At 61.2% G+C, this 10,330-nt stretch carries 12 protein-coding genes; 8 read left to right on the plus strand and 4 right to left on the minus strand.

Annotated elements, in window-relative coordinates; all coding sequences use genetic code 11:
* Positions 1-10: 10 nt before the first annotated feature.
* A complete protein-coding gene (locus AC3EA7_RS13610) occupies positions 11-181 on the minus strand; it encodes a hypothetical protein (protein ID WP_488614604.1) in 171 nt (56 codons plus the stop codon).
* Between the two features lie 384 nt (positions 182-565).
* Entirely contained in the window at positions 566-1,072 is a 507-nt protein-coding gene (locus tag AC3EA7_RS13615) for an HNH endonuclease (protein WP_488614605.1), read from the minus strand.
* Between the two features lie 437 nt (positions 1,073-1,509).
* Between AC3EA7_RS13615 and AC3EA7_RS13620 the strand changes: the two genes are divergently transcribed.
* The 8 genes from AC3EA7_RS13620 to rpmE all read left to right on the plus strand — a co-directional run bounded on the left by AC3EA7_RS13620 (position 1,510) and on the right by rpmE (position 8,136).
* Positions 1,510-3,108, plus strand: coding sequence for an LCP family protein (locus AC3EA7_RS13620; RefSeq protein ID WP_488614606.1), 1,599 nt, complete (start codon positions 1,510-1,512; stop codon positions 3,106-3,108).
* Between the two features lie 10 nt (positions 3,109-3,118).
* Positions 3,119-3,784, plus strand: a complete 666-nt coding sequence (locus tag AC3EA7_RS13625; protein ID WP_488614607.1) for a Uma2 family endonuclease — start codon at positions 3,119-3,121, stop codon at positions 3,782-3,784.
* Positions 3,785-3,795: 11 nt separating this feature from the next.
* Positions 3,796-5,247 (plus strand): glycoside hydrolase family 13 protein, encoded by a 1,452-nt coding sequence (locus AC3EA7_RS13630; RefSeq protein ID WP_488614608.1) that lies wholly within the window; start codon positions 3,796-3,798, stop codon positions 5,245-5,247.
* Positions 5,244-5,933, plus strand: a complete 690-nt coding sequence (locus AC3EA7_RS13635) for a suppressor of fused domain protein (protein WP_488614609.1) — start codon at positions 5,244-5,246, stop codon at positions 5,931-5,933. Before AC3EA7_RS13630 ends, AC3EA7_RS13635 begins: the two co-directional genes overlap by 4 nt.
* Before the next feature lie 87 nt (positions 5,934-6,020).
* Positions 6,021-6,998 (plus strand): STAS domain-containing protein, encoded by a 978-nt coding sequence (locus tag AC3EA7_RS13640; RefSeq protein ID WP_488614610.1) that lies wholly within the window; start codon positions 6,021-6,023, stop codon positions 6,996-6,998.
* Positions 6,999-7,213: 215 nt separating this feature from the next.
* Positions 7,214-7,576: a 50S ribosomal protein L21 gene (rplU, locus tag AC3EA7_RS13645; RefSeq protein ID WP_488614611.1), complete on the plus strand. Its 363-nt coding sequence runs from the start codon at positions 7,214-7,216 to the stop codon at positions 7,574-7,576.
* Positions 7,566-7,823: a 50S ribosomal protein L27 gene (gene rpmA / locus AC3EA7_RS13650; protein WP_488614612.1), complete on the plus strand. Its 258-nt coding sequence runs from the start codon at positions 7,566-7,568 to the stop codon at positions 7,821-7,823. The genes rplU and rpmA overlap by 11 nt, the downstream gene beginning before the upstream one ends.
* Before the next feature lie 10 nt (positions 7,824-7,833).
* Positions 7,834-8,136, plus strand: coding sequence for a 50S ribosomal protein L31 (gene rpmE / locus AC3EA7_RS13655; protein ID WP_488614613.1), 303 nt, complete (start codon positions 7,834-7,836; stop codon positions 8,134-8,136).
* 393 nt (positions 8,137-8,529) lie between these two features.
* Here rpmE and AC3EA7_RS13660 read toward each other — a convergent pair whose 3' ends face one another.
* On the minus strand, positions 8,530-9,510 hold the full coding sequence (locus AC3EA7_RS13660) for a helix-turn-helix transcriptional regulator (protein WP_488614614.1): 981 nt from the start codon (positions 9,508-9,510) through the stop codon (positions 8,530-8,532).
* A 15-nt stretch (positions 9,511-9,525) separates the two neighbouring features.
* Entirely contained in the window at positions 9,526-9,969 is a 444-nt protein-coding gene (locus AC3EA7_RS13665; protein WP_488614615.1) for a hypothetical protein, read from the minus strand.
* Between the last annotated feature and the right edge of the window lie 361 nt (positions 9,970-10,330).

Here is a 10,330-nt window from a genome sequence, read left to right on the forward strand (position 1 = left end):
GCCAGGCGGCCTAGAGTTTGCCGTCCCGAATGGCGACATCCGGTTGTCTGGCATCATTGGACTCTCCCAGTCCGGCATCGGTGACCTGCATATTCGGACCAACCGGCATCCAGCCAGCCAGCGTAGTCAACGGAACGAGCACGCCGATCAGACTGAGCACAAGCAGTGCACGGCGAAGCATACTATCTCCTTCTCTTCTTCTCATCGTTCACCATCTGTGGAGCGCGTCCCGGTACAGAGAGAACACACTCCTGACTCGGTCCTTGCGGACTCTGCTCGACAGCGAACTATCGGGCGGATTGAACGAAGGACACTGAAGTTCCTCCGCTACCGAGCGCAGGCGCACTCACTGGCAGCTTTGTCGGAGCAGAGAGGCGCTTCTCGGCGCGAGCGCACACACATTGTCAATAGCGTCCTGATAACGAAACGCGGGCAAGGGAAGGAACCCAGAGCAGGCAGCGCAGGGGAACAGGTCTTCCGCCTCCGCTCGGAAGACGCCAGCGGTCGGCGTGCCACACGCAGCAGAGCGACTCTGCCACGTGTAGCGCACGCGCTTCATTGCGGCTCAGATATATGCGTATTTGCGCCATACATCGTGACGTTCGAGTTCGCCCAGGAGCGCGAACGCCACATACTGCGGCTGACGGGGGATGGTCAGCAGCGTCATGCCGGCTTCTTCCGGGGTTCGCCCGCCTTTGCGGTGGTTGCAATCGCGGCAGGCGGTCACAACATTCTCCCAGGTCGTCTCGCCGCCGCGTGATCGCGGGATCACATGATCGACGGTGAGATGGGCGCGACCCGGTTGGGCGCCGCAGTACTGACACGTCTCACGGTCGCGCATCAGGATGCTGCGGCGCGAACATGGGAGGCGCATGCGGCGCGGGATGCGGATATAGCGCACCAGCCGGATGACCAGCGGCACCTCGAAAGAAATGCCACGCGCGCGAAGGCGTTGCTCGGCCGCTTCGACCAGTTCAGCCTTATCTTGCAGCAGGAGAACAATTGCGCGACGCACAGAGATGAATTGCAGCGGCTCGTAGCTTGCGTTGAGAACGAGAACTCGTTGCCCCAAGCCATTCCCCCTTTCCAGAAGCTGCAAAGCCTGCTCCGACCTGTTGCGCTCTGGCGAAGGGGGACGACCCTACGCTTGAGCGCCTATGACATCTGCAGCGCTCGCAGCGAGCACCACCCGCGAGGAGGGCGCGACGCATCGCCTGATATATCGAATACGAACTAAACCCGCATTCGCCGGCATCGATTGGGGATGCCGGTTGCGATTGTTGCTCGTATTCTGTAAATTGAGCGTCACGCTTGATAAACCCTTAATAACGAACGCTATTTCGTGCATTCGTAATGTATAATGACCGTACTTATAGGATACACGATGCATGTATCATCTGTCAAATATTTTTGATGCGGATGGATGGGCGGGAGAGACGTTGCAGCACAACGTCTCTACGGATATAATCGGAGCCGTTGGGTCATCACAAGTCTGTTCGAGGAACAGTATTGGCGGACGATCATCGCGGGCGTTCTATTCGTGGCGCAACGGCGCGTGAGCGCATCGCGGCACGACGGCGCGCACGCCGCACACATTCATGGTCTACGTTTGTGCTGGCGCTCATCGCACTTGCGGCGCTTGCGTTGTTGACCGTCGGAGTGATGGCGCTGCGACGCACCGGGCAAACGCTGTCAGAACTCGAACAGGAAGATCCGCGTCAGCGAGTGACGGGTACGGCACCCTCGCCTGCCACACCGCCAACGCCGGCATCTGCCGTCCCGTCATCTCCCGCTGCGCTCACCCCCTCGCCAGCGCCTGCGGCGCAACAGTCATCGAGCGATCTGCTCACTCGACCATTCACTGTGCTCCTGCTCGGCGTTGACCGCCGCACCGCGCCGGACGAAGGGGTGCGCAGCGATACGCTGATTCTCGTGCGCGTCGATCCGCAGGCGCGCACCGCCAGCATGCTCTCGATCCCGCGCGACTCGGTCGCGCCCATTCCACGCCTCGGCTGGGCAAAGATCAACACGGCCTATGGATACGGGTATGCCAATGCTGCAACACTCTACGGCGCGGGCACGGAACCTTCGGCAGCCGGCGGCGCGCTCGCAGCGGAAGCGGTTGAACAGTTCCTCGGCGTTCCCGTCGATTACATTGCACAGGTCGATTTTCGCGGCTTCGAGCAACTCGTCGATTCGGTCGGCGGGGTGCTGATCGATGTGCCTTCCCCCATCCTCGATGCAGAATATCCGACCGAAAACTATGGCGTCGAGCGGATCTATATTCCGGCAGGGTTACAGGTGCTCGACGGGCGCACGGCGTTGATCTACGCCCGCACGCGCCACGGCAGCAGCGATTTCGACCGGGGCAAACGCCAGCAGCAGGTGCTGCGGGCGCTCTTCGACCAGGTGCGCGCCCGCGGCTTGCTGGCAAATACGGCGCTTCTGCCACGCTGGATCGAGGTCGTCACCCAGCACGTGCGCACAACGCTGCCGGTCTCCGACCTGCGCGCAATGGCGGAACTCGCGGCACTGGCGCGTGATCTGGACAGCAGTCGGATTCTGCAACTATCGATCAACCCGAACGATGTGGCGATCGATCGAGAAGATGGCTCGGACATCTACTGGAACCCGAACGACATTGCCGCGCTGGTGGCGCGCTGGCAGGCTGGACCGGACCTGAACGCCGCGCCGTCGCCGGCAAGTCTGCCGACGCTGATCGCTGCATTCGACGCGCCAACGGTCGATCCGCTGCTGCCGACGCCGACCCTCCTTCCCTCGGTCGTCGAGCCGGGCACGGTTGTCCAGGTGCTCAACGGCGCGCGCGTCGAGGGGATCGCCGGGCGCGTCAGCGCCTTCCTCGCCAAACGCGGGTTCACCCTCGCCGACCCGGAAACCGTAACCCGCATATATGAGCACACCCTGATCATCGACTATACCGGACGCCCCGAAACGCGCCGTTTGCTGGCAGAGGCGCTGGGCGTCAATGCGCGCTACGTTCTGGCGCCTGCCCCGCCCGATGCGCCGCCGCCGGGGTATAATGTCGATATTGTCGTCATTGTCGGGCGCGATTACCGGCAGGAATGGTTGAACGACGGCGGGAGGTGAAGCAGTGACGATGACAATGCCAGCAATCCCCTACCTCGAAAGCGGCGACCGATTGACACGCGACGAGTTTGAGCGGCGCTACGCGGCCATGCCACACGGTACAAAAGCCGAACTGATCGAAGGAGTGGTCTACGTGGCATCACCCGTTCGTTTTACAACCCACGGCGAACCGCACAGCCGCATCATCACACTACTCGGCGTCTACGCGGCAGCAACACCGGGAGTTCGGGTCGGCGACAACGCGACGGTGCGGCTCGATTGGGCGAACGAACTGCAACCCGATGGATTGCTCCGCATCGAGCGCGGCGCCTCGATGATCGACGCAGACGGGTATGTTCAGGGACCGCCGGAGTTCGTGGCTGAAATCGCCGGTAGCAGCGCCGCCCAGGATATGCACGACAAACTGCAGGTTTATCGTCGCAGTGGGGTGCAGGAATACCTGGTGTGGCTGGTCTTCGAGCAGCGGATCGCCTGGTTTGCGCTCGACGCCGGCGACTATCGCCCTCTCTCTGCGGACCCAGACGCCATCACGCGCAGCCGTGTCTTTCCGGGACTCTGGCTCGACCTGTCTGCGCTGGTGTGCGACGACATGGCCCGCGCGCTCGCGGTTCTGCAGCAGGGGATCGCCGCCGCAGAACACGCCGCTTTTGTCACTCGCCTGCGATCCATTGAATGAATGCCAGAACTATGACCATCCATACGCCCGACTGGGTCAAGCACGCGGTGTTTTACCAGATTTTTCCCGACCGTTTCGCCAAAAGTGATCGGGTTGCCAAACCAAACAACCTCCAGCCCTGGGATAGCCTGCCCACGCCGGAAGGGTACAAAGGGGGCGATCTTCTGGGAGTAGTCGAGCGACTGGACTACTTGCAGGACCTGGGAATTACGGCGATCTACTTCACGCCGATCTTCCAATCCGCCTCGAATCATCGCTACCACACCCACGACTACTATCAGGTCGATCCGATGCTCGGCGGGAACGAGGCGTTTCACGAACTGTTAGAAGCATGCCACCGGCGCGGGATCCGGGTTGTGCTCGATGGCGTGTTCAACCACGCCAGCCGCGGCTTCTTCCAGTTCCATGATATTCTCGAAAACGGACCACACTCCGCCTACCTGGACTGGTTCTTTATCGAAGGGTGGCCCCTCAACCCCTACGACGGCTCGCGCCCGGCAAACTATCGCGGCTGGTTCAACAACCGCGCGCTGCCAAAGTTCAACACCGACAACCCACAGGTGCGCGAGTTTCTGATGCGCGTCGCCGAACACTGGATCCGCCAGGGTATCGACGGATGGCGCCTCGACGTGCCGTTCGAGATCAGCACCGAAGGGTTCTGGCAGGAGTTTCGCCAGCGCGTGAAGGCGATCAACCCCGACGCCTACATCGTCGGCGAAGTGTGGCGCGATGCGCGTCAGTGGCTCCAGGGCGATCAGTTCGACGGCGTCATGAACTATCTGTTCGCCGGACCAACGATTGCCTACGTCGCCGGTCCACGGGTTGATCCGGCACAGGTCGCGGGCAGAGATTATGTCACCTCGCCGCCGCTCACGGCTGCCGAGTACGCGCGGCTGATCGACAATGTGCTCACCCTGCACGACTGGGAGATTCAGTTGACCCAGTTGAACCTGTTCGACAGCCACGACACGGCGCGCCTGCTGACGATTGCGCGCGGTGACCGCAGCAGTGTGCGCCTGGCCACGATCCTGCTCATGACATTCCCCGGCGCGCCATCGGTGTTCTACGGCGATGAAATCGGGCTGCCCGGCGGCGTCGATCCCGACGCGCGCCGCACCATGCCGTGGGATCGACCGGAAACATGGGACACGGAGGCGCTGGCATACCACAAGCAGTTGATCGCTCTGCGCCGGTCGCTCCCGGCGCTGCGCACCGGCGCATTCCACCCGCTCTACGCCGACGACGCGGTATTCGCCTTTGCGCGCATCCTGAACGACCAGATCGTCATTGTGGCGGTCAACAACGACGAGCAAGCGCGACAGGTCGCCATTCCGGTTGCAAATCTCATGCCCGACGGTCGTGAGATGATCGCCCGATACGGGAACTACCGCGATTCCATTGTTATTGTTCATGGTACAATTCATGCGTATGTGCCAGCTCGCGATGGACTGATCCTGACATGACGTTCGATCCCGCTCAGTTCCGCACGGCGCTCGATGCCGCCTACGTCCGTGATGGCGATCCGACAGCGCTGGTCTTCGACCGCTACCTGCACTGGAAAGGTCTGCCGTCCTTCATTGCGCGTCCGGTCTTCAAAGAAGGCACAGCGCCGGTGGAAACGTTCGTCTCACCGCATTTCGCCGTGCTGGCGTACCAGACCAACCCGCTCTATACCACCCTCTGCACCCTTGGCGCCAGTTATCGCATCATCCCCTTCAGCAGCGCCAGTTTTGGCGATGAACGCGGCGTGCGTTACGAGTACGTCATGCATGCGGCGCGGGCGAATGAACAACAGACGGCTGAACTGCTGGCGCTCGTCGCCGAGTATCCCTTTGTGCACAATATCGAAATCGGACCAGGGTATGTCATGCCGGTTGGTGAACCGGTCGCTCCTGGCTCTCCAATGGAATATCTCTATTTCACCTACCCCTACCTGGACGATGGTCGATTGTACGAGAGCAATCCATGGGGCGAGATCGATCGTCCAGAGTTGTTGATCCAGGTCTTGTGGGTGCTGCCGATCTACCGCTCGGAAGCGCGCTTCATCCGTACCGCCGGTATGGATGCATTTGAGGAACGCCTGCAAGAGCGTCATTCGCAGATCTACGATGCGTATGACCTGATGCGATTGCCGGTCGTGCAGGCTTGATCGAAGGTGGAACGTGAAGCGGACGAAGGCAATGCCTTCGCCCACCCAATGCTCCTAACGATATACCTTATTCCTGCGAGAAATCTCATGACACAGCGACAGGTTGTCATCGCACTGCTGGCGTTGCAACTGATTGGCACCATTCTGCTGGTGATCGGGCAGGCGATCCAGGACATCAATGATATTATCGTTCCGCTTGGCATCGTCACAACGTTTATCATCGCCGGTCTGTTGTGGGCATACCTGCGCGGCTGGGAGCAGGCAGGCATTGTTGACGTCATTATTGTGACCATTGCCGTCGGCATCGGCACGCCCGACTCGCTGATGCGCCCATACCAGGGTCTGATCGTCCTGACGCCAATGGCGCTGGCGCAGATCCTCGGCGGACCGCGCTGGATTCTAATCAGCATGTTCGGCTTGCTCGCCATCCTGACCGTGCGCGCCGGACCGGAAGCGGGGTACATCACCGCATACACCGGCGACTTGCGCACCATCACGATTCTGGTGTTCATCGTGCTGAGCATGGCGCTCAGCCGGATCATCGCCGACACGGCGGTCCGCAATGCTACCACGAATGCGCGGCGCGCCGAGGAGGCGCGCGCCCGCGCCGACGCGCAGGCAAAAACCCTGGAGGAGCAGACACGGACGTTGCAGGAGCAGAATCGCCGTCAACAACAGCTGCTCGACCTGGTGGCACAACTGGAGACGCCGGCAATTATGCTGGCGGAGGGGGTGTTGCTGGCGCCGATTGTCGGACCCATCGATGACCGGCGGGCCGAGTCGTTTGTGGGGCGTCTATTAGAGGTCGCCAGCGCGCAACGCGCGCGCCTGGTGGTCATCGACATCGCCGGCGCATCGAACGTTGATGAACGCGCCGCTGCGCTGTTGGGTCGCGCTGTCCAGGCGCTGCGCCTGATCGGGTGTCAGGTGGCGATCAGCGGCATCTCGGCGGAACTGGCGCACACACTGGTGACTTCCGGCGTCTCATTCGATGACGTGCCCACCGTGCGCACCCCGCGCGAGGCGATTGCGCTCTATCAGGATCTGATTGGCGCTCCTGAGTAATACTCAGGAGCGGTCATTCGTACCATACTGCCGGGGCGCTGCGGGCTGAAGCCCTCGCTGAGGCAAGTGTCAGGCGCGTTTCAACGTTTGACGCCGCTCTTCCGGTCTGGTATAATGCTGCGAGTGAGAGCGAGAGAGTGGATTCACCACTCTCTTCTTCTTGTCTGTGACATCGGGCGCACACGCTCGCGCCCGCAGGGTTGAGGAGCAGAGCAGTGTACGCTATTGTGCGCGACCGCGGGATGCAGTACCGCGTTGAGGAAGGGCAGACGCTGAATATTGCGCTGCTCGATGCCGAACCAGGGAGCGAAATCGAACTCGGCGAAGTGTTGTTGATCGGCGGTGAGACGCCGCTCGTCGGCACACCGACGGTAGATGGCGCAAAAGTGCTGGCGACGATCCTGGGCGAGGAAAAAGGCGACAAGATCGTTGTGTTTCGGTACAAAAACAAGAAACGCTATCGCCGCCGCACCGGTCATCGGCAGGAATATACCCGCGTGTCGATCAACAAAATCGTTGTCGGCGCCGATGAGCAGAATGTGACGAGTACACCGGAAGGAGAAACCGATGGCGCATAAAAAAGGTGTTGGAAGTTCGCGCAACGGTCGCGACAGCAACCCGAAGATGTTGGGGGTCAAGCGCTTTGGTGGCGAGCGCGTCAAGCCAGGGATGATCATCGTGCGCCAGCGTGGTACGAAGTTCAAGCCCGGCGCTAATGTGGGGCTGGGACGCGATTATACCATTTATTCGTTGATTGAAGGCGTTGTCACCTTCGAGCAGCATTCGCGCAACCAGAAGCGCGTCAGCGTCTACGCGGCAGAGTAGGAGCGTTTCCGTGAAGAAGGGCATTCATCCAAAAAATTACAATACGCAGGTGGTCTGTTCAACGTGCGGATCAATCTGGCCTGTGATCAGCACGCGCGAAAACCTGCGCGTCGACGTCTGCTCCCACTGCCATCCGTTCTACACCGGCGAGCAGCGCATCGTCGACACCGCCGGGCAGGTGGATCGCTTTATGCGCCGCCTGCGCACCAGCCAGGACCAGCAAGCAGAAATTGCGCGCCGCCGCGCCGAGCGTGACAAGCCGGAGCCAAAGAAGCGCAGCCTGCTGAAGGAAATCTACGGCGAGGACGCTTGAGGGAACTGAGAACTAATTCCAATAAGCGGTTGTTTGTGCAATATCGCCGATGCAGGCTGTTTGTTGATCCACACGAACCGGGCGCCTGAACATCTTGCCTGATTGACCGAGATTTAGCCCGGTTCTTACAGGAAGATCAACCGAACATGAGACAATCTCGTGGTCGGCGTTGGCTTCGACAGGCTCAGCCAACGCCGACCGCTTCACAAGGATGACGCGCCTCCCCGGTCTCCCCGTCGAAGGCGCGGTGCATAGGCTCTGCCCACGCCGACCGCTCACAGGGATGCCGCTCCCCCTCGGTCTCCCCGCCGCAGGCGCGGTGCACAGGCTCCGCCAACGCCGACCGCTTCACAGGTGCAAGCGTGTTTATCCCGATGGAGATTGATCTTCCTATTAGTTCTCGGTTCCTGGTTCTTCGTACATTGCTGCCATGCGCCGCGCATGTTCTCGAACATCGTCGCGCAGCGCGTCAGGCGCCAGTACTTCGACATCCGCCCCCCAACTCAACACCCACGAACGGATCTCGCGCACCCCGCCAACCCGCAGGATAACGTCGCATCCACCGTCGGCGCGCTCGATTATTTGTTGGCTATGATGCCAGACGCTTTCTCGCACCCGTCGCGCAGCATCGCCGGTGAAACGCAGTCGCACTTCCACCTCGGTCTCGTTCATCACGCCCCAGGCAGCGCCAAAATGCATATAGGGGTCGAAATCGGCGGGAATGGCATAGGTCTCGTCGAGCATCGTCGCCTGCGCAATGCGTTCGAGTTTGAAAGTGCGTAACGCACCGCGCAGCCGGTCGTGCGCGACCACGTAGGATGCCGGCTCGCTCCGCGCCACTTCCAGCACGTATGGTTCGATAACCCGTTGCGTCACATCGCCGCTCGCGGCGCGATAGTCAATCGCAACACACTGCCGGTCCGCCCAGGCGCGGGTGATCGTTTCGAGCACCCGGATATAGTCCGTTCGGCGCGACCGTTTGCGAATGAGATCGGCGACGCGGGCGATATGTGAGGATACCGTGGCGTCGGGAAGGCTTGCAGCCAGTTTTTGCAGCGCTGAAACGACGTGCGGGTTGTTTTCATCGCTATGGTGCGCAAGCAGCCGCGCTGCGAAGAAGAGCGCCACTGCCTCGTTGAGGTTCAGGCGCACCGTCGAAAGGTACGAGTCGCGCTCGATGCCGTAGCGCCCGTTGCGCTGCCAGACCGGTGCGCCCATCTCTTCGAGCGCCGCGAGGTCGCGGTAGATCGTGCGGCGATCAACGCCGCAGCGCTCGGCAAGATCGACAACGCGCAGACCGCCGGGGGCGTTGTAGAGCAGATGTTCGATCCGGCGTAACCGCGCCGCCTTACTCTGAACCCGCTCAGACGTCACAGCGCCTCGTCTCAATTACAGTACGCCGGAGACGCGCAATGCAACCATCGCGGCGATCAAAAGCGTGGCAAGGATGGCAATTCGGCGCAGATCGTGACGCGCAACGTCATAATCGAGCGTGTAATCGACCGGCTCGGCGACGGGACGCACCTGCCGCCGCTGTCGGCGCGACGAGACACCGGGCGCCTCACGCTCCGGTAGAACGCGACCGGCGCTGTGGGAATGCGGGCCAATCGCCGGAGATGCGGGCAACTCCACCTCTTCCGGTGTCACTGACGTTGCGAGACCCGCCGCTGCATCCTCCGCTGGCGCCGTGGCATCGGCGGGAGCGGCAAGATTCGCCTTTGGCGGCAGCGGACGTTTATCAACCGGTCGTCCCGACGCAGGGGCTGCGGGGCGCTGCCGCCCCTGGGCGCGCTGCTGCTGGCGACGACGTTGTGAGCGTGATTGTGATGCCATGGAAGAACCTTTCGTGTCGAAATCGCTGATGGGTATTATAGCACGCTGTGAGTGGCAGGGGTTAGGGGTTAGGGGTTAGGGGTTAGGGGTTAGGGGTTAGGGGTTAGGGGTTAGGGGTTAGGGGTTAGGGGTTAGGGGTTAGGGATTAGGGATTAGGGGTTAGGGGTTAGGGGTTAGGGGTTAGGGGTTAGGGGTTAGGGGTTAGGGATTAGGGGTTAGGGATTAGTATTACAGCGCAAAGTTGCAAGCGGGCAGGTTGAGTAGTCTGGAACCAAGAAGGCATGGTATCTTTCTCCCACCACGATCAATTAGGAAGGAGACGAAGAACACCATGCCCGCGGAAATTGTAACTCAACCTTGC

This window comes from Roseiflexus sp., from assembly GCF_057785375.1.

Excerpts from the sequence above, each read along its gene's own strand:
- AC3EA7_RS13610 (WP_488614604.1), bottom strand. The coding sequence starts at position 181 with ATGCTTCGCCGTGCACTGCTTGTGCTCAGTCTGATCGGCGTGCTCGTT.
- AC3EA7_RS13625 (WP_488614607.1), top strand. The coding sequence starts at position 3,119 with ATGACAATGCCAGCAATCCCCTACCTCGAAAGCGGCGACCGATTGACA.
- AC3EA7_RS13630 (WP_488614608.1), top strand. The coding sequence starts at position 3,796 with ATGACCATCCATACGCCCGACTGGGTCAAGCACGCGGTGTTTTACCAG.
- AC3EA7_RS13635 (WP_488614609.1), top strand. The coding sequence starts at position 5,244 with ATGACGTTCGATCCCGCTCAGTTCCGCACGGCGCTCGATGCCGCCTAC.
- AC3EA7_RS13640 (WP_488614610.1), top strand. The coding sequence starts at position 6,021 with ATGACACAGCGACAGGTTGTCATCGCACTGCTGGCGTTGCAACTGATT.
- rpmA (WP_488614612.1), top strand. The coding sequence starts at position 7,566 with ATGGCGCATAAAAAAGGTGTTGGAAGTTCGCGCAACGGTCGCGACAGC.
- AC3EA7_RS13665 (WP_488614615.1), bottom strand. The coding sequence starts at position 9,969 with ATGGCATCACAATCACGCTCACAACGTCGTCGCCAGCAGCAGCGCGCC.